The organism is Pseudomonas sp. RIT-PI-r, assembly GCF_001297015.1.
GTDB lineage: Bacteria > Pseudomonadota > Gammaproteobacteria > Pseudomonadales > Pseudomonadaceae > Aquipseudomonas.
Map to the genome: position 1 here is coordinate 71636 of NZ_LIGE01000011.1, position 19216 is coordinate 90851.

Consider the following 19216-nt stretch of genomic DNA (forward strand, 5'->3'; position numbering starts at 1 on the left):
GAGTCTAGAATTGTTTGGTATGGGGAATTAGCATGGAAGTTAAAGAAGTAAATTTGATTTTGCGCTTGGAAGGTGGGGTTGCTGATGAAGGGCTTCTGGATATTTATGACGCTGCGAACACCATTACAGGATTGGCCAGAGCCGTTAACTTGGTTGCGCATTCTTTTGTCAATGACGAGGAGGTAAGGACAAAAAATCAAAGTGCAAAAGGCGCTCAAGCATTTGTCCATTCATCGAGGAAGGGTTGTTTTGAGGAGCAGGTGGATATCAGATTTTGTGAAAAGACCGCTAAGAAGGTTGGCAACACAGTTCTGGTAAATGTTTTTTGGGATTATTTAACTTGGGTTTTATCTAGTGCTGTGGGATTAGAGGTTGAGCCTACGACTTCATATGTTAAAAAAATAGCTTCGAAGAATGAGCTGTTTATTCATGAGGTATCCGATGCGCTTGAATCTCCCATGCTCTTGATACATAGAGCAATTGTTCGTGATGATAAGGTCAAGGTTTTTTTTAATCGGCCTAGAGTGGGTGATGCTTTAGTTTTGGGGAGCGAGACGCTAGATTATGTGACGACTAGAGAAGTTCAAATTGGAAGTGAATATATTGTGGGGAATGTTACTAAGGTAAATGTGCTTAGCCATTTTGGACGCCTGTTTTCTGATGAGGAAGATAAAGTTGTATCGTTTGCTCTCGCACACCCCGATGACCACAGGCTCAAAGGTCTTTCATTGAAGTCTATGCAAGAACATAATGATGGTCTGCCAGGTAAGGTTCACCTTAAAGTTAAGAAGATTGTAAGTGCGCACGGTGTGGTAAAGCGTTACATTGTTGAAGATATATTAGAGATTTTATAATGTCCGAACCTTCGCGCTATTGTATGGCTTTGATTGATACTTGTTTGACGATGGCGGAATGGGCCTCTTGTTGGCAGGCAGTGGGCGTCATTGCGATGGTGTTTTTTGGAACTATTGGTCTATATAAGATTTATCAGGAGCTGCGCAGGCTTGATGAGCAAAGGCTCAAGGACCTACATGATAAAGAAATTTCTGCGCGCCTAAAAAGAACAGAGTTTTTTTTGGCGCAACATCGGCGTTTATTTGATGATAAAGATCTTTACGAGGTCTTATGTCTTATTGACTCTGATGACATTCGGTTAGCGGATGAAGATATGTGGGATAAAAAGCGTAAACTCATGGCGTTCTTTGAGGAGATAGCGCTGCTTGTTCGATCCAGGCAGATTGATGAGTGCGTGGCATTTTACATGTTTGGATACTACTCTTATTGTGCTATGTATGGCGAAAATTTCAAACATGGTATCAATGTTTGCGAGGAGTATTGGGGGCTTTTTTTTGAGTTCGCTACAAATGCTAAAGTTCACAATGACAGTATGAGTGGTCCTCCACCATCTATGTCTTTGTGATATTTATGCAGTAGTCGTTTGGTCAGATTTTATGAATTATTTATACCATATCGAATTTGGTTAAGTGGCAAGGTTATTTGCTACCAACAACGGCATTTGGTCGAAAGTAAACCCGCGGGCGTCATATTGAGCCGAAATCCGCCAGTGTTTAGATGGTTGGCGCGTGAGGCGGATTTTGCCTCGGTCTGGCTATTTGCTATCACTCGACTAACTCACCGCAGCGGTTATCCTCTCTCATCGAAATTATTACCCTGCAAATGTGCTGGCTCGGCGGCCTGCCTTGCTGCTCACCGCAGTGTTTCGCCTGCACCATGCTGTCTTTCAGATGAAAAGGATTCAGGAATCAAGGAATGAGTGGATACGTCCCTAACCCACCGAAGGGTTACCGCAATATCGGCACCGAGCCCGTCGATATACACGCTCAGCGCTGGGCTGAATACAAAGATCTCCCGACGAAGAACGAGACGAAACCTGCCAGCAAAGGCTGTGTATTCGCCAAGAGCTGCGATCTCGCGGACGGTGTGATCGATCCCAAAAAGCCTGCCGGATTTATCCCCGTCGGGAGCCTGGCCAACTACGGAGAGTTCTCTCTCCTCGGCGGTCGCGAGACTGATGCCGCAGGAAATATCCCACTGAAAAAATCAGCGGTAATGCCTTACCCGCCACCCTGGGAACTCTCCTATTGGGTGGCGCGGGCGCTGCGGCTGCCTCTTGTGGCGGGCTGTGTACGGCTGGAGCTGCTGGAGGCGCGAGTGTTGCAACCGGCTCTGCTGCAACGGGGGCTACTGGTGCTACCGGCGTTCTCACAGCCGGTGTGGCCGCTGGTACATTGGCGGGGATAGTCGCTTTACTGTGGCCGTCGAACCTTGGTGACAGCTCCCTCTACACGGAAGACCAGCTTCAGTCGCTGGAGAAGGCCCGTACTCGCGTCCGCCTACACGTTGAGGAGCAGGATGACGGAACACTGAAGGGGTACCCTCGCGAGGTCGTAAATCTCACGACACATTCCTCTTACGCGGCTGGTCTGCTCAATGATTCCTTTCCGCTCCATTGAGCGAAGAAAGTCCATCCATTCCATTGGAAGAATTTCGCGGTACGAGCGAGTTCCGAAAACCGGGAAGACATGCAGCTCCAGTGCGCCGATGGTTCGGACTGCTGTTCCTGCGGTCCAACCTTTACGTTTCGACGCATACCATTCCCGAGCAAGTTTTTCGAAGGTATTACTGGCGCTTTCCAACGCAGCGGCTTTTTTGGGCCCGCATTGTTGCCAATGGGTTGCTCCCATCAGCAGTGCTTGCCCGCAGGTCGACTGCTTTCTGTCGCGCAGCAGATCCGGAGACCGTTGGATAACTGCCCAACCCTATCCATGACCACTTTCCGTCAGCTTTCTTGTAGCGAAGCTGCCACGACTTCTTCCCGTCTGGCCGGACACGGAGGTACACGTTGTTCCCATCGTGCTCGCGGTACTCTTTGGAGTCAGCTTCCAGGCTCGCTATGACTGTCAGCGAGAGGGCGCCGTTTGATTTCAGTCCTTTTCATTTCCTTGTACCCATCAGTTTCAATCTGTATCCGAGGTACACGAAAGGATACAGCGCACATTGGGATAGGGGTAGACAAGGACGGATAGCCAGAAACAAGAAAGCCCGCACAGGGCGGGCTTCTTGGGGTGTTTCGTAGACTGTCTGAGACAGGTCTAGATTGCTATTTGGTGGAGCCGGGGGGATTTGAACCCCCGTCCGCCAGTACTCCGCTGTCGGTACTACATGCGTAGCCGTTTCTATTAAGTTAACCCTCAGCGACCCGAAGGGCAGGGTGCTTTGGGCGAGTTGTGTAAGTTTTAGCCGCTTCGTCCACAACGTACTGCACGGCGATTCTGTTCTATATGACAATCATTTTGGGTTTACAGACATCCCCTGATGATTGCTGGACCCGAAGGTACCAGGAGCATTGTCAGCTGCAATTAAGCAGCGAGAGCAACACCGTATTGGTCGTCATTGGCAACTATAAGTAGTTGCAACAGTGGATTTACGACTTCTGTTACCAAGTCGGCATGCACCTAGAGTTTCGCAACCGGCGTCGAATCCTAAACGGCCCCGAACTCATTGCTCAGTACATCTGTTTGAGCAACAAGCCTGCGCAGTGTACGCCAATCAGCCCACAAGGCCAACCCGAAGGTTGGCCTGGACGCTGATCAGTTGTTGGTGCCGGTGGCTTTGCGCAGTTCGACGATGGTTTGCGAGGTTTCCGCTACACAGTCATCGATCTTGCCCTCGGCCTTGAGCGACTGAGCTCTGGTCACACTGGCTTCAGCGCGCTGGCTCAGCTCTGGATTCGCAGACAACTGCGCCTTGCCACTTTGAATGGTCTGGATATTGGCATCGCACAGGTCCGCAGGTTTGTCCGCGGCAAACGAAGTGGACGCCATCATCGATGCAGTAACGAACAGACCTAACAGTACAGAACGTTTCATGTGTATCTCCTTGAACCGAGTGGGTCCAGACTTCGCTGGCCGTCAGGACGGGCAACCGAATGGATGAAAAACCCCGATCAGTCGGGGTTAATCTGTGGACTACAGTCGAACTCAAGGGTTCTATTTTTCTTCAGCAGGCCTTTGCCCGGGTCACTCGATCCACCAGATAGACCAGCCCGTGATAGTCGATTCCGCCATGTTGTGTCAGGCCGATCTCACAGGTTCGGCTGGTGGAAATTCCCTCGCTGCAATGCTGCACGGCCTCCTTGAGCGTGCGCAGTGAGTGGCTGTTCAACTCTGGCGTGGTAAAGCCCTTGTCACCGGCAAATCCGCAACAATGAATGCCCTCCGGGATCACCACGGTCTTGCTGCACTTGCGCGCCAGATCGATCAACGCCTGGCTTTCGCCCAGATGTTGCGTGCTGCAGGTCACGTGCACGGCAATCGGTGCGTCTTGCGGGGTGAAATCCAGTCGTTCGAGAAGATGCGTACGGATGAAACGCACCGGGTCGTACAGATCCAGACGGGTTTCTCCTACGTCCTGCACCAGCCGCAACGTGCATGGGCTGGTGTCGCAATAGATCGGGTCGAGCCCGCCGCGACTGGCGTGCAGCAGTGCGCTGATCAGCTCCTGGCGTTTGTGTTCGGCTTGCTCGGCATAGCCTTTGGAGGCGAAAGGCTGACCGCAGCAGAGGTTGTCCTGGTTGTCCGGGAAGACCACTTGGTAACCGGCCTTTTCCAACAGGCCAAGGGTTTTGTCGTACAGCGACATCTGCTCTTTATCACCCGCCGCCGGGCCCATGACCCGCGACACACACGCGGCCAGATACACCACGCGCGGGCGTTCGTCCGACATGCTCGGACTAAAGCGAATGGCTTTCTCCGGTTGTGGCATCGCATTCGTCCACAGTGGTACCTGGCCCTTGGACAGGCGCGTAATCGTTGCCGAAAGTTTCGCCAGGCGCGGTGCGCCGAGCATCATCCGTGCACCGTTGGCCACATGCAGGGTGAAGCGTGCGCCTTGCAAAGTCTTGGCGAAGTTTCCTTCGATCCAGTCAGCGGTTTTCTGATGCTTCGCGTGTCGGCCACGGAGCTTTTTCACCAGCTCGCCGGTATTGATGCCTACAGGGCAACGCTGTGCACACAGACCCGTCGCGGCGCAGGTGTCGATGCCTTGATACTCGTAGGCTTTTTCCAGTTCGGTGGTGTCGACGCCGGCACGTTTCTTCGCCTGTATATCGCGCCAGATCACGATGCGCTGGCGTGGACTCAGGGTCAGGCCTTTCGACGGGCAGACCGGCTCGCAGAACCCACACTCGATGCACTTATCCACAATCTCGTCGGCCGCCGGCAGCGGTTTCAGGTGTTTGAGGTGGATCTGCGGATCTTCGCTGAGCACCACGTCCGGGTTGAGAATGCCGTTCGGATCGAGCAGACGTTTGAGCTGCCACATCAGTTGATAGGCGTCGCTGCCCCATTCCAGTTCCACGAACGGCGCCATGTTGCGTCCGGTGCCGTGTTCGGCTTTCAGCGAACCACCGAATTCCACCGCCACCAATTGCGCGACGTCGTCCATGAACGCTTGATAGCGGGCGACTTCTTCCGGGTTGTTGAAGCCTTGAGTGAAGACGAAGTGCAGATTGCCTTCCAGTGCGTGTCCGAAAAGGATCGCTTCATCGTAGGAATGTTTGTCGAACAGCTCGATCAAGCGATTTACGCCGATGGCCAGTTGTTCGACCGGGAAGGTCACGTCTTCGATGATCACCGTGGTGCCGGTTTTTCGCACGGCGCCGACGGCGGGGAAGGTGTCTTTGCGGATCGCCCACAGCTTGGCGTTTTCCACAGGGTCTTCGCTGAAGTCGACTTGCTTCTCCACCGGGAAACCGCTGAGCGACGCCATGATCTGCGCCAGTTGTTCCTGTAGCAAAGAAGAAGATGCAGCGCGGGATTCAATCAGCAGCGCGCAGGCATTATTCGACAGCTGTTGTACGAAAGCGGGCATGCCGGGTTTGTCCTGCACCGAGCGAAGACTGCGCCGGTCCAGCAACTCTACGGCGGAAACCGCTTGGCTTTTCAGCACGGTGACTGCGTTGCAGCAGGTTTCCACATCGGGAAACACAATCAGCGCCGAGGCTTTGTTCGGGTGATCGATCACGGTGTCGTACGTCACCGCGCTGATGAAGCCGAGCGTGCCTTCGGAGCCGACCAGCAAGTGGCTCAAGATATCCACAGGCTCATCGAAGTCCACCAAGGCGTTGAGTGACAAGCCGGTGGTATTTTTCAGACGGTATTTGTGGCGGATTCGTGCAGCCAGTTCGGCGTTGGCGCGGGTTTCGCGGCCCAACGTCGTCAGGCGTTCGAGCAGATCGCCGTGACTGCTGCGAAACGCCGCAACACTGGCGGCATCTTCGGTATCCAGGCGTGTGCCATCGGCCAGCACCAGACGAATGCCGGCCAGCGTGTGATAGGTATTTTGCGCGGTGCCGCAGCACATGCCGCTGGCGTTGTTGGCGACGATGCCGCCGATTTTGCAGGCGTTGATCGACGCCGGATCCGGGCCGATCTTGCGTCCGAACGGCGCCAGCCACGCATTGGCTTGCGCACCGATTACCCCCGGTTGCAGACGGATCTGCGTACCTTGGCCACGAATCTCGCGCGCGTTCCAGTTATCCCCAAGCACAATCAACACCGAGTCGCTGATTGCCTGGCCAGACAGACTGGTACCCGCCGCGCGGAACGTCACCGGAACATGATCGCGCTGAGCCAGTTTCAGCAGTGCCACCACTTCATCTTCAGATTCGACGCGAATCACCAGTTGCGGAATCAGCCGATAAAAACTCGCGTCGGTGCCGAAAGCCAGTGTCGATAACGGATCATCAAAGCGGCGCTGGGCCGGAATCAATTGCTGCGCATCACGCAGGAAACTCACTGGGAGCATCATTGGTCCTCCAGAATCAGTACCACCAGATCTTTCGGACCGTGGGCGCCGTAAGCCAGTACTTGCTCGATGTCTGCAGTTTTCGACGGGCCGGACACCAGCAACGCGTTGGTCGGCATGCCTTGCGCCCATTCGAATTGCTGTTGCACCTGATAGAAGTTGTCGCGGATTTCACTGGCCTTGAGCAAAGCGAAATGCACCGGTGGCACCAGGCTCATCAAACGCGGTTCTTCGCGGGTTGGCCACAGAATCAGGCTGCCGGTTGCGGCGATGGCGCCGAGGGTTCCGGTGATACTTGCCGGGGTATCGTTGAACAGTTCGGCTTTCCACTCTTCCATTGGTCGGTCGTAGGATTTCAGCGTCGGCAGCTCGGGATTGTTCGCCCAGTGCTGTGTGATTTTCTGCCCGTGGGCGGTAGTCGGTGCAATCAACAGGCTCGGCAACTGACGATCGCGGAGCAATTGTGCGAGCAGTGCCGGCCATTCTTCGCCCGAGGTCAGGTGGATTTCGGTGTGCACTGCTTCCATCAATTTGCGCAGTTGCGGAATGCGCTGTTCGGCAGTGTAGGTGTAAGGCTGCGTCACCAGATCGACATCGAAGTCGTCGGCAATCGGCGTGGTGCCCGTCAGACTTTTCCGCAGTTTGCCGAGGATATTTTGCTTGGCGCTCATCAACGGTCTCCCTGTTTGGCCAGATGCTCACGGGCCATGTCGTGCAGTGAGCGCGCGGCGGGTTTCGGTGCGCTGTGATTTTGCGTCCACGGGCCGACGTTATTCGGAGTCAGCGCACGCAGGCGCGTGGCGAAGAAACCGAACAGTCGATACAAGGTTGGCGAGCTGTTGAGTCTCGCCCAGGCGTTCCAGATAAAGCGTTCCTTGCGCGAATACTTGCTGCCCTGACCGCGCATCACTTGATTCGGGCTGTCAGGGGCTTTGACGTTCTCTTCGCGCAGGCGCCGCAGGATCGCGGGGATAGGAATTTTTACCGGGCACACTTCACCGCAGGCGCCGCACAGCGACGAAGCGCTCGGATGATCCGGAACCTTGGCCAGACCAACCATGTGCGGGGTGATGATTTTGCCGATCGGTCCAGGGTAAACCTCGCCATAGGTGTGGCCACCGACGCGGGTGTAGACCGGGCAATGGTTCATGCAGGCGCCGCAGCGGATGCAGTTCAGGGTCTGGCGCAATTCGCTGTCGGCGAAAGCCTGGCTGCGACCGTTGTCGAGCAGCACCAGATGCACTTCCTGCGGGCCGTCGAGTTCGTGCTCCTTGCGCGGGCCGGAGATCATGTTGACGTAAGTGGTGATCGGAATGCCCAGCGCCGAGCGGGTCAGCAGTGACAGCAGCGGCACCACGTCTCGGAGGTTTTCCACGACTTTTTCGATGCCGGTGACGGCGATGTGCACCGGCGGCACGGTGGTGGTCATGCGGCCGTTGCCTTCGTTTTCCACCAGCAGCAAGGTGCCGGTTTCGGCCACGGCGAAGTTGACACCGGAGACGCCGATGTCCGCTTCGAAGAATTTCTGCCGCAGGACTCTGCGACCGATCTGAATGAGTTGGTCAACGTCCTTGGTGTATTCCACGCCAAGTTTGTCGTGGAACAAGGACGCGACCTGACCGGCATTCTTGTGGATCGCCGGCATAATGATGTGTGAAGGCTTCTCGTGGTCGAGCTGGACGATGTATTCCCCCATATCGGACTCCAGACATTCAATGTCCCGAGCCCCGAGGAAATGGTTCATCTCCATCTCTTCGCTGACCATCGATTTGCCCTTGATCACTTGCCGCGCCTCGTGAGCGCGGATGATCGATAAGACGATGCCATTGGCCTCGTCCACCGTTTCCGCCCAGTGCACTGTCACACCGTTGCGGGTCAGGTTCTGTTCCAGTTGCTCGAGCAGGTCGGGCAACTTGGACAGCGCGCGGGCTTTGATCGAATTGCCCAGTGCGCGCAAATGTTCTCTTTCATGGGGATCACTGAAAGCGGCTGCCCGCTTGACCATCAGTGAATCCATGGCAGTGCGGAAGTTGTTCCGCAACTGCTGATCACCCAGGGCATTGTGTGCCCGGGTGCGGAAATCTTCTTCTACGGCGACCGTAGGAATAATCGCGGAAGTGCTCATTGCGCACCACCGGTTCGTTGCCACAAGAAGCTGGCGAGATGTTGCCCGCGCAGCGCTTCTTTTTGTTTCTCCAATGCGCCGTTGATGTTCATCAAACAGCCACAGTCGGCGCTCAATACCTTGTGCGCGCCGGAATCCTTCAGCGCTTTGGTCTTGTCAGCCACCATCGCGCCGGAAATGTCTGGCATACGGACGCTGAATGTTCCGCCGAAGCCACAGCATTCGCTTTCATGGTCATGATTGACCCGTTCCACGTTGCTCAACTGCGCCAACAACTCGCGGCCGTGCAGGTGGGTGTTCATTTCGCGGCGTGCCGAACACGAAGTGTGCAGCGCGACTTTGACCGGTTCGCCGCTGTCCTTGAGCTGCACCTTGCAGACGAACAGCAGAAACTCGGCCAGTTCATAGGTACGGGCTGCGAGGGCCTGAACCTGTTTCAACGTGTCCGGCTCGTCCTTGAACAAGTCGGCGTAATGCTCACGCAGCATGCCGGCGCAGGAACCCGACGGCACCACCACCGGAAAATCCCCGGCAAACAGCGCCAGTTGCGAGCGCGCTACCGTCCGCGCCTGCTCGGTATAACCCGAGGTGTAGGCCGGTTGGCCGCAGCAACTCTGCCCTTGCGGATACTCGACCCGAATGCCTTCGCGCTCCAGCAAGTGGATCGCGTCCATCCCGGCTTCGGGGTAGAACAGGTCGACTACGCATGTGCCGAACAGGTAGACCCGTGGCGGTTTCTCGCTAGGGTATTGCCGAGGTTCGGGCAGTGGCGGTGCCACGCGGGTCGCGTTTGGCACGGCGTTGTAAAAAAGCTCGCTCATCAGGCGTGTCTCCGGGTGGGCCCGGTTATCCGTCTGTTGCGGCTGCTGAATATAGAGAGCAATGCTTTCAGCAGCCTTACAGACCGGGTTGTGAGTTGCTGACGCCGGCATCACCAACCGGCGTCGGTTTTTTCTGTGCTTCTTGTAGGCGTCTTGCAGGTTTAGTGCACCAGCATGCCGGTGAACCAGTAGGCCTGAGCCAGGGTGATCAGGCCGACAATCGTTGCAAAGAATAGGCTGTGCTTGAGGGTGAAGCGGAACAGATCCGATTCCTTGCCCACCAGGCCGGTCGCTGCGCAGGCCACGGCGATCGATTGTGGCGAGATCATCTTGCCGGTCACGCCGCCACTGGTATTGGCCGCCACCAGCAAGGTGTCGTTGACGCCGATTTGATGCGCAGTGGTCGCCTGCAACGAACTGAACAGGGCGTTCGAAGAGGTATCCGAACCGGTGAGGAACACGCCCAACCAACCAAGGAATGGCGAGAAGAACGGGAACGCCGCGCCCGTGCCGGCCAATACCAGGGCCATGGTCGAAGACATGCCGGAGTAGTTGGTGACGAAGGCAAACGCCAGCACCATGCCGATCGACAGGATTGGCCAGCGCAGTTCGTAGAAGGTTTCTTTGAAAGTGGTAAGACCAGTTTTGAAATTGATCTTCAGCACCAGCATCGAGATCAGCGCAGAGAAGAAAATAGCGGTGCCGGTCGCGGAAATCGGGTCGAGTTTGAACACGGCCGGGATTGCTGTTGGAGCAGCTACGATCGGTGCGGTTTTGATCACCAGTTGATCAAGGTGCGGAATCGCGAAGTTGAACACCCAGCTGTACATCGAGCCGCCGGCGGCGAACATCGCTTTGAAAGGTTTCAACGTCCAGATCGTTACCAGCACGGTGAGGATCAGGAACGGCGACCAGGCCTTGAAAATTTCCCCGAGACTGTAAGGCGACGCCACGGTCGTACGCTTCTGGCCGAAGCCACCGACGCTGGCGGTGATTGCAGCACTGGATGTGGCGCCAGCGATCTGCGCACCTGCTGTGCGTTTCGGCTGCCAGACTTTCAGGAACAGGGTCAGGGAGATCAGGCTCGCTAGCGCCGAAGTGATGTCCGGCAGCTCTGGGCCGATGAAGTTCGAGGTGAAGTATTGAGTGATGGCGAAGCTCAGGCCGGCAATCAGTGCCGCGGGCCAGGTTTCGCGCACGCCACGCAGACCATCCATCATGAACACCAGCCAGAACGGCACGAACAGCGACAGCAGCGGCAACTGGCGACCGGTCATGGCGCCGATTTTGAATGCATCGATGCCGGTCACCTGGCCTGCGACGATGATCGGAATCCCCAAGGCGCCGAATGCAACCGGCGCGGTATTGGCGATCAGGCACAGGCCGGCGGCGTACAACGGATTGAAGCCCAGCCCGACAAGAAGTGCGGCAGTAATCGCCACCGGAGCGCCGAAACCGGCGGCACCTTCCAGGAACGCACCGAAGCAGAAACCGATCAGCAGCACTTGCAGGCGCTGGTCGTCAGTAATCGATAACACCGAGCTGCGAATGACCTCGAACTGACCACTTTTGACCGTCAGTTTGTAGAGGAACACCGCTGCGACAATGATCCAGGCAATCGGCCACAGACCGTAGGCGAAACCATAACCGGCGGCGGCGAAAGCCATGTCCACCGGCATCTGAAACGCGAAGATCGCCACGGCAATCGACAGGGCGAGGGTAATGCTGCCGGCCACGTGGCCTTTGAGGCGGAACACCGCCAGCGCGAGAAAGAAGAAAACGATGGGAATGACGGCCGCGAGTGCGGACACGCCGAGACTGCCGAGCGGGCTGTAGAGCTGTTGCCAGGTTTGCATATGGGGTGGCCCCTAATTGTTGTTGGTCAGGCACTGTCAGCGTTCTTGGATAATTGGTAAGACCAATTTACAATCGCTGTTGGCTAGGGTAAAAGCCTTGATGTCGGTGTGTCAATTTGCCGCGCTGAAACTTTTGTCGAACAAGCGGTGCAGATGGCAACTGATCCGGTTTCGGCAAGTGGCGTCTGGTAGGTGTCGACAAGGCGCCGATAGGCCAGAATAGAGAGCCCGGCGAGCGGTCGGGATCGTGGAGAAATGAGTTATGGGGTTTGATCAGATTCGGCAGCGCCGTTTGTCTGACGATATTGTTGAGCGGCTTGAGGGGATGATCCTTGAGGGCACGCTGAAGTCCGGTGAACGGCTTCCGGCTGAGCGCACGCTGGCCGAACAATTTGGCGTATCACGGCCGTCGCTGCGTGAAGCGATCCAGAAACTGGCGGCGAAAGGCCTGCTGGTCAGCCGGCAGGGCGGCGGCAATTACGTGGTCGAGAGTCTGGGCTCAACGTTCAGCGATCCGCTGCTGCAATTGCTCGAAAGCAACCCCGAGGCACAGCGTGATTTGCTCGAATTTCGCCACACCCTGGAGGCATCGTGCGCCTATTACGCAGCATTGCGTGCGACTGATGTTGATCGCGAGCGGCTGACGGCGGCGTTTGAAGAATTGCAGGATTGCTACTCGCGTCACGACGAAGTCAGTCGAGCGGAAGAGGGGGCGGCAGATGCGAAGTTTCACCTGGCGATTGCTGAAGCCAGCCATAACGCAGTGCTGCTGCACACCATTCGTGGCTTGTTCGATCTGCTCAAGCGCAACGTGGTGACCAACATCGGCGGCATGTACAAGCAGCGCACGGAAACCCGTGACATGCTGATCACTCAGCATCGGGAATTGTATCTGGCGATCGTCGAAGGACGCGCGGAGCAGGCGCGGGAAGTCTCTAGCCGACATATTTTGTATGTGCAGGAAGTGCTGGAAGAGGTGCGCCAGGAGGTTCAGCGCATGGCTCGAGCGGAGCGGCGCAAGGGGATGTGATTTTTTAAAGCAAAAGATCGCAGCCTGCGGCAGCTCCTACACAGAAATTTGCGTTTCCCTGTAGGAGCTGCCGAAGGCTGCGATCTTTTAGTCTTCCTTGCCCTTGTTGCGTACTGCACGCTGCAGTTCACGACCGGCATCGCGCTCACGTTCGGTATCACGCTTGTCGTATTCCTTCTTGCCCTTGCCCAGAGCAATCTCGCACTTGACCATGTGCTTGCTCCAGTACCAGGACAGGCAGACGCAGGCGTAACCCTTCTGCTGCACCATCGCTGCAAGCTTTTCCAGCTCGCGGCGGTTGAGCAGCAGTTTGCGTGTGCGCACCGGGTCGGCGATGACGTGGGTGCTTGCGGTCATCAGAGGCGTGATGTGGCTACCCAGCAGCCACGCTTCGCCATCCTTGAGCAGGACATAGCTGTCAACCAGCTGTAGCTTGCTTGCCCGCAGACTTTTTACTTCCCAGCCGGCCAGGACCAGACCAGCCTCGAACTTGTGCTCGATGAAGTAATCGTGTCGCGCCTTTTTGTTCTGCGCGATGGTCCCTGTTGGGTGTTTCTTCTGTTTAGCCATAGGGGCGGCATTATATGGAGATAAACGGCTGTCGGCTACGGTGATGCTGCGTGCTTGAGCAGGTTGAGTGAATCCCGGACAATGCGGCCTCTTTTTCTAACGCTTGGGCGTGATAAACGATGTCGACAGACAAGGTTTCTGTCCACGGCAGTTGGGCTAGCCGCTGGGTATTCATACTCGCCGCGACCGGTTCGGCCGTGGGACTGGGTAGTATCTGGAAGTTCCCCTACATGGTCGGGGTCTACGGCGGCGGTGCGTTTGTACTGATGTTTCTGGCGTGCATCGCACTGATCGGCATCCCGGTCATGCTCGCTGAAACCCTGATCGGTCGGCGCGCCCGGCAAAGTCCGGCGAACGCCTTGAAGGTGCTGGCGCTGGAAGCCGGGCACTCGGGCAAATGGTCGTGGGGGGCGTTTGCCGGGATGATCACGGCGTTGCTGATCCTGTCTTTCTATAGCGTGGTTGGCGGTTGGTCGCTGGACTACATCGTCGACATGGGCCGCGGTGATTTCCAGGGCGCGACGGCCGATCAGGTCGGCGCTTATTTCGGCAATGTCATCTCCAACCCATGGCGCCTGACACTTTGGCATACGATTTTCATGCTGTTGTCGGCCTTCGTCATCGCCAAAGGCGTGGTCGCCGGGCTTGAGCGCAGCCTGCGCATCATGATGCCGCTGCTGTTCGTGATGATCCTGGTGCTGCTGGGTTACAGCATGACCACCGGGCATTTCATGGAGGGCGTGCATTTCATGTTCGACTTCCACCCGGAAAAAGTTCTCGATGGTCTGTTGCCAGCGATGGGGCACGCGTTCTTCTCGCTGAGCGTTGGTGTCGGCTCGATCATGATCTACGGCGCTTACATGCCGAAGAGTTCGTCGTTGTCGGGCACGGTTGTCGGTGTAGCACTGCTGGATACCTTTGTGTCGCTGGTCGCCGGTCTGGCCTTATTCCCGATTGTGTTTGCCGGAGGCCTGAATCCTAGTGAAGGGCCTGGCTTGATGTTCGTCAGTCTGCCATTTGCCTTTGGTAATGTGGCTTTCGGTCAGTTGATGGGCGTGGTGTTCTTTGTGCTGGTGGCGATTGCGGCATGGAGTTCGGCGATTTCGTTGCTCGAGCCGATGGTTGCCTATCTGGTTGAGCGCACGAAAGTCAGTCGCGCATGGGTGACTTTCTGGCTGGCGTTCATCTGCTGGTTCGTCGGTCTGGGCACGGTGTTCTCCTTCAATATCTGGAAGGAAGCCAAATTTTTCGTGAACGAAGGCGGGATGTTCCACCTCTACCAATGGGGTGCGCAGGGTGGTCTGGACTTCTTTGGCGTGATCGATTTCTTCACCTCGCGGATCATGTTGCCGCTCGGTGGCCTGTGTTTTGTGCTGTTTGCCGGATGGGTGATGGGGCGTGAAGCGGTACGCGACGAACTGTCGATCCGTAACCCGGCGCTGTTTGCCCTGTCTTTGTTCTTGATGCGCTACGTGGCGCCCATCGGCATTCTTGTAGTGTTTGCCGCTCAGCTCTGGAAGTAACGCTTACATGACGACACATATTCAACGATCAGCGCTGCTGCCGTACCCGGCGCAATTTCTCTATGACCTGGTCAACGACGTGGCGCGTTACCCGGAATTTCTGCCGTGGTGCTCTTCGGCTGAGGTGCTGGAAAGCTCGCCGGAGCATATGCGCGCCAGTGTTGGCGTGGCCAAGGGCGGTCTCAGTCAACATTTTGTGACGCGCAATACGTTGGTGCCGGGGCAGTCGATCGAAATGAACCTGGAAGAAGGGCCGTTCAATCAACTGCACGGCGTCTGGGTGTTCAAGGTGTTGAACGAGAAGGCCTGCAAGATCAGCCTGGATCTGTCGTTCGACTATGCCGGGCCGCTGGTGCGCGCGACGTTGGGGCCGCTGTTCAATCAGGCCGCGAATACGCTGGTGGACGCGTTCTGTCAGCGCGCCAAGCAGATGCATGGTTGAGTCAGTGATCGAGATAGAGGTGGTATACGCGGCTGTGAATCGTCAGGTTTTACGCGCTGTCAGCGTAAAAGAAGGCGCGACGGTGCGGGCTGCGGTGTTTGCATCGGGTATTGATAGCGAATTTCCTGAGCTGAATCTGGCGGAGTGCCCGCTGGGCATCTTTGGAAAAGTAGTCTCTGACCCGGGTTCGCGGGTGATTCAGGCGGGAGATCGCATCGAGATTTATCGCCCATTGCTCGCCGATCCTAAAGAGGTTCGACGCTTGCGAGCGGCCAAGGCTGCCGAAGCCAAGACTAGAAACGCGTAAAAAGCCAAATCGCAGACAATAAAAAACCCGGAGTTTCCGGGTTTTTTATTGCGTCGCAAATTATTGCGGCGAGGTGTCCAGGGGCTCTGGCGTTGGAACCGGAACGGTTTCCACGCCATCGACGTCCTTCTGGATCTGATCCAGCAAGGAACCTGGCTTGACCGGTTTTTCCGGTTCTGGCTTCTCGGCGTTTTCAGCAGGAGCGGTCACAGAAGTGCCGCTGTCCTTGCCGAGAATGGCTTCGTCACGGCTGACGCCGGGCATGAAGTCACCCGACAGGCTGACAAGCTGGTCGTTTGAGTTGAAAATAACGCTGACGCGTTCCTGTTGGCGTTCACCGCCACCCGGTTGCAGGCTGTACAGATAATCCCAGCGATCGGCATGGAACGTGTCGGTCAGCAGGGGGTTACCCATGATAAACCGTACTTGCGGCCGGGTCATTCCCGGGCGTAACTGGTCTATCATATCCTGCGTGACGACATTGCCCTGCTGGATGTCGATTTTGTAAACCCCGGGGAATGAACAACCGGCGAGTGCGAGCAGTCCCACAAAGGTGAAACTGGTTAGCAAGAGCTTGGTGTTTTGCATCGGTGGGCGACTTCCACTATCTTGGCTGGGACAACGTAAACGCCGATCATACCCGCATTAAGAGAAGCTGCGAAGCAGCATCGCGAGAAAGCTGACCATGGTTGAAAATAGCGAACTACGCAAAGCCGGCCTTAAAGTGACCCTGCCACGGGTCAAGATCCTGCAAATGCTCGACTCCACCGAGCAGCGTCACATGAGTGCCGAGGACGTCTACAAGGCGTTGATGGAAGCTGGCGAGGACGTCGGTCTGGCCACGGTTTACCGTGTTCTGACCCAGTTCGAAGCGGCTGGCCTCGTGGTCCGTCACAACTTCGACGGCGGCCACGCGGTCTTCGAGCTGGCTGATGGCGGTCACCACGACCATATGGTCGATGTGGAGACCGGTGAGGTTGTCGAATTCGTCAGCCCGGAAATCGAAAAACTCCAGAAGGCAATTGCCGAGGAGCACGGTGTCGAGTTGGTGGATCACAACCTGGTGCTGTACATCCGCAAGAAAAAGTAAGCATGTCGCGCGAATTTCAGATTCGCGAAACGAACGAAGGCGACCCCAGGGTCGCCTTCGTGCTTTCTGTCGTTTTCAAACCTTCGCGGTAATGACCATCTTCTTCGCATGGGCGAGTGATTCCTTGGTCAGATCGATACCACCAAGCATCCGCGCAACTTCTTCTATGCGATCGTTCTTGCTCAGTTTGGATACGGCAGTGTGCGTAGCCTGTTCGCCGCGCACCTTGTGCACAAACAGATGCTGATGGCCTTGCGCCGCGACTTGCGGCAAGTGCGTCACCGTCAATACTTGTCCGCGCTCACCGAGTCGACGCAACAATTGGCCGACAATTTCAGCGGTCGGGCCACCGATACCAACGTCGACTTCGTCAAAAACCAGCGTTGGAACGCGGGACGTCTGCGCGGTAATCACCTGAATCGCCAGGCTGATCCGCGACAGTTCACCGCCGGAAGCGACTTTCGCGAGCGCCTTTAGAGGCTGGCCCGGGTTAGCGCTGACGAGCAACTCGACCTGCTCCAGTCCATTGGGCAGCAACTCGTCGCTACTGTTGGCCTTCAATTCGATAGTGAATCGACCGCCAGGCATGCCCAGTCGCTGAATCTCCTGTTCAACCGCGCTGGCGAGACTGCCAGCAGCCTGGTGGCGCAGATCGCTCAGTTCCCGAGCCTTTTCTTGATAGTGCCGGGCATAGGAGGCCAGCTCTTCACCCAAGCGCTCAATGGATTCGTCATTTGCGTTGAGGGTTTCGATTTCATCCAGCAACTTTTGCTGCATTTCTGCGACTTCTGCCGGTTGAATCCGGTGTTTGCGCGCCAGGGTATAGATAGCGTCGAGGCGCTCTTCCAGATACTGCAGACGCGCCGGATCGGCATCGAAGTTATCGAGGAAACGATTGAGTTCGCCGACGGCCTCTTCGACCTGAATCTGCGCGCTGGTCAGCAGGCTGCTGGCCTCACCCAGTGCGCCAACCGAGTTATTCACGCTCGACAGGCGATTGAGGCTCGCAGTCAGAGCGTTCAAGACATTGCCGGAATCGCTTTCACTGCATTGCTCGACCACTTGCCGGCAAATGCCCAGCAAGGTCTCAGCGTTGGTCAGGTTTTTGTGTTCCTGCTCCAACTGCTCAAGCTCGTTATCGCCGAGGCCGAGGTTTTCCAGCTCTTCGAGCTGGTAGCTGAGCAGTTGATGGCGCGCGCGTTGTTCGTCGCCGGAATTGGAGAGACGCTCCAGCTCCTGGCGGGTCTGGCGCCAGCGCTGGGCGGCGAGGTGCACCTGGCGCGCCAGATCGGTGGCACCGGCGTATTCATCCAGCAAGCGCCGATGGGTATCGGTTTTCAGCAGGGACTGGTGTTCGTGCTGGCTGTGGATATCTATCAACAATTCGCCGAGTGCTTTCAGATCGCCAAGCGGGCAGGGTGTGCCGTTGATATAGCCGCGCGAACGACCTTCGCTGGTAATGACGCGGCGCAGGATGCACGGCCCGTCGATGTCCAGATCGCGCTCGGCCAGCCAGGCGCTGGCTTCGGGAATGTCGACCAGATCGAAAGTCGCGAGAATGTCGGCCTTGTCAGCGCCGGGGCGAACCACGCCACTGTCGGCGCGATCGCCGAGCGTCAGGCCCAGCGCGTCGAGCATGATCGACTTGCCGGCGCCGGTTTCCCCTGTGATCACGCTCATCCCGCGATCAAGTTCGAGATCGAGATGTTCAACGATGGCGTAGTTGTGTACGGACAGGTGCACCAGCATAAAGGCCGCTCCCAGGCTTTAGGTCTGGTTATTTATACAGTGTTTTGTTTCTGGCTGACAATGCCTGCCCTTAGCTCGATTTGCTTGAACTGAAAATGTTCTTAGTGCATCGGGGAATGAGAATGCGGCACTTTTTTGTAGGGTTAATGCTTGAAGACCCTTGAAGCCTGATTTTGCGGCCCCATATATCGGGGCAGAAGCGCGAGTCAGGCTCGCGGACGAAATTGAAAGGAGAATTCTATGGCTGACGAACAGACAGTAGATACGCAAAACCCAGAAGCCAATCAGGCGCCCGAAGGTTCGGGTGATGACCTGGCGACCCGTGTACAAGTGCTCGAAGAGCAATTGGCCGCCGCGCAGGATCAGTCTCTGCGTGTAGCTGCCGATCTGCAGAATGTCCGTCGTCGGGCCGAGCAGGACGTCGAAAAGGCGCACAAGTTTGCCCTGGAAAAATTTGCCAGCGACCTGCTGCCGATCGTCGACAGCCTGGAGCGCGGCCTTGAGCTGTCGAACCCGGACGATGAAAGCATCCGTCCGATGCGCGAAGGCATCGAGCTGACGCTGAAAATGTTCCATGACACCCTCAAGCGTTATCAGCTTGAAGCGATCGATCCGCATGGCGAACCGTTCAACGCCGTTCACCACCAGGCGATGGCCATGCAGGAAAGCGCCGACGTAGAACCGAACAGTGTTCTGAAGGTGTTTCAGAAGGGCTACCAGCTCAACGGTCGCCTGTTGCGCCCGGCCATGGTTGTGGTCAGCAAGGCGCCTGCGCCAATTTCGCCTTCGATTGACGAGAAGGCTTGAAATTAGCCGCAAGGCCCCCATTTAGAAGTCAAGCGTTTAAGTATTACCGCAGTTAGCCACCACTGCTG

The 19216-nt window shown here is 56.5% G+C and carries 17 protein-coding genes, 1 other RNA gene and 2 pseudogenes; 9 read left to right on the forward strand and 11 right to left on the reverse strand.

What is annotated here, in order from left to right; all coding sequences use genetic code 11:
* Window positions 1-32: 32 nt before the first annotated feature.
* From AK821_RS01730 to AK821_RS30985, 3 genes and pseudogenes are all read left to right on the forward strand, one after another.
* The gene (locus tag AK821_RS01730; RefSeq protein ID WP_064387861.1) at window positions 33-854 is read left to right on the forward strand and encodes a DUF7946 domain-containing protein; all 822 of its coding nucleotides are present in this window, start codon (window positions 33-35) and stop codon (window positions 852-854) included.
* Entirely contained in the window at window positions 854-1420 is a 567-nt protein-coding gene (locus AK821_RS01735; RefSeq protein ID WP_064387862.1) for a hypothetical protein, read from the forward strand. Before AK821_RS01730 ends, AK821_RS01735 begins: the two co-directional genes overlap by 1 nt.
* Before the next feature lie 350 nt (window positions 1421-1770).
* A pseudogene (locus tag AK821_RS30985) lies at window positions 1771-2396 on the forward strand (S-type pyocin domain-containing protein); the annotation flags it as partial.
* Here the strand turns inward: AK821_RS30985 and AK821_RS01745 are convergent.
* From AK821_RS01745 to AK821_RS01780, 8 genes and pseudogenes are all read right to left on the reverse strand, one after another.
* Window positions 2394-2959: pseudogene (locus AK821_RS01745) on the reverse strand (tyrosine-type recombinase/integrase); the annotation flags it as partial. The pseudogenes AK821_RS30985 and AK821_RS01745 overlap by 3 nt on opposite strands.
* Before the next feature lie 167 nt (window positions 2960-3126).
* Window positions 3127-3515: a transfer-messenger RNA gene (ssrA, locus tag AK821_RS01750) on the reverse strand.
* Window positions 3516-3611: 96 nt separating this feature from the next.
* Complete coding sequence (locus tag AK821_RS01755; protein WP_064387864.1) at window positions 3612-3890, reverse strand: hypothetical protein; 279 nt, start codon at window positions 3888-3890, stop codon at window positions 3612-3614.
* A 130-nt stretch (window positions 3891-4020) separates the two neighbouring features.
* Window positions 4021-6831 (reverse strand): FAD-binding and (Fe-S)-binding domain-containing protein, encoded by a 2811-nt coding sequence (locus AK821_RS01760; RefSeq protein WP_064387865.1) that lies wholly within the window; start codon window positions 6829-6831, stop codon window positions 4021-4023.
* Window positions 6828-7499 carry a LutC/YkgG family protein gene (locus tag AK821_RS01765; protein WP_064387866.1) on the reverse strand — a complete coding sequence of 224 codons (672 nt, stop codon included), beginning with the start codon at window positions 7497-7499 and terminating at the stop codon, window positions 6828-6830. The genes AK821_RS01760 and AK821_RS01765 overlap by 4 nt, the downstream gene beginning before the upstream one ends.
* Window positions 7499-8953, reverse strand: a complete 1455-nt coding sequence (locus tag AK821_RS01770) for a LutB/LldF family L-lactate oxidation iron-sulfur protein (protein WP_064387867.1) — start codon at window positions 8951-8953, stop codon at window positions 7499-7501. The genes AK821_RS01765 and AK821_RS01770 overlap by 1 nt, the downstream gene beginning before the upstream one ends.
* Entirely contained in the window at window positions 8950-9774 is an 825-nt protein-coding gene (locus AK821_RS01775; protein WP_064387868.1) for a (Fe-S)-binding protein, read from the reverse strand. The genes AK821_RS01770 and AK821_RS01775 overlap by 4 nt, the downstream gene beginning before the upstream one ends.
* Window positions 9775-9935: 161 nt before the next feature.
* Window positions 9936-11630, reverse strand: coding sequence for a lactate permease LctP family transporter (locus AK821_RS01780; protein ID WP_064387869.1), 1695 nt, complete (start codon window positions 11628-11630; stop codon window positions 9936-9938).
* 262 nt (window positions 11631-11892) lie between these two features.
* On the opposite strand from AK821_RS01780, the gene AK821_RS01785 reads away from it, so the two are divergent.
* Window positions 11893-12660: an FCD domain-containing protein gene (locus tag AK821_RS01785; protein WP_064387870.1), complete on the forward strand. Its 768-nt coding sequence runs from the start codon at window positions 11893-11895 to the stop codon at window positions 12658-12660.
* Between the two features lie 87 nt (window positions 12661-12747).
* Here the strand turns inward: AK821_RS01785 and smpB are convergent, their stop codons facing one another.
* A complete protein-coding gene (gene smpB / locus AK821_RS01790; protein ID WP_008088297.1) occupies window positions 12748-13230 on the reverse strand; it encodes an SsrA-binding protein SmpB in 483 nt (160 codons plus the stop codon).
* A 119-nt stretch (window positions 13231-13349) separates the two neighbouring features.
* Between smpB and AK821_RS01795 the strand changes: the two genes are divergently transcribed.
* From AK821_RS01795 to AK821_RS01805, 3 genes are read left to right on the forward strand one after another with little or no spacing between them, the layout of a single operon-like run.
* A complete protein-coding gene (locus AK821_RS01795; protein ID WP_064387871.1) occupies window positions 13350-14753 on the forward strand; it encodes a sodium-dependent transporter in 1404 nt (467 codons plus the stop codon).
* 7 nt (window positions 14754-14760) lie between these two features.
* The gene (locus AK821_RS01800) at window positions 14761-15195 is read left to right on the forward strand and encodes a type II toxin-antitoxin system RatA family toxin (protein WP_016986510.1); all 435 of its coding nucleotides are present in this window, start codon (window positions 14761-14763) and stop codon (window positions 15193-15195) included.
* Window positions 15188-15502, forward strand: a complete 315-nt coding sequence (locus AK821_RS01805) for an RnfH family protein (RefSeq protein WP_064387872.1) — start codon at window positions 15188-15190, stop codon at window positions 15500-15502. Before AK821_RS01800 ends, AK821_RS01805 begins: the two co-directional genes overlap by 8 nt.
* Window positions 15503-15562: 60 nt before the next feature.
* Here the strand turns inward: AK821_RS01805 and AK821_RS01810 are convergent, their stop codons facing one another.
* A complete protein-coding gene (locus AK821_RS01810; RefSeq protein ID WP_064387873.1) occupies window positions 15563-16090 on the reverse strand; it encodes an outer membrane protein assembly factor BamE in 528 nt (175 codons plus the stop codon).
* A gap of 97 nt (window positions 16091-16187) precedes the next feature.
* Here AK821_RS01810 and fur point away from each other — a divergent pair, with 97 nt between their 5' ends.
* Window positions 16188-16592: a ferric iron uptake transcriptional regulator gene (fur, locus tag AK821_RS01815; protein WP_064387874.1), complete on the forward strand. Its 405-nt coding sequence runs from the start codon at window positions 16188-16190 to the stop codon at window positions 16590-16592.
* Between the two features lie 75 nt (window positions 16593-16667).
* On the opposite strand, the gene recN is transcribed toward fur, so the two are convergent.
* The gene (recN, locus tag AK821_RS01820) at window positions 16668-18341 is read right to left on the reverse strand and encodes a DNA repair protein RecN (protein ID WP_064387875.1); all 1674 of its coding nucleotides are present in this window, start codon (window positions 18339-18341) and stop codon (window positions 16668-16670) included.
* Window positions 18342-18581: 240 nt separating this feature from the next.
* On the opposite strand from recN, the gene grpE reads away from it, so the two are divergent.
* Entirely contained in the window at window positions 18582-19148 is a 567-nt protein-coding gene (grpE, locus tag AK821_RS01825; protein ID WP_064387876.1) for a nucleotide exchange factor GrpE, read from the forward strand.
* Window positions 19149-19216: the final 68 nt, after the last annotated feature.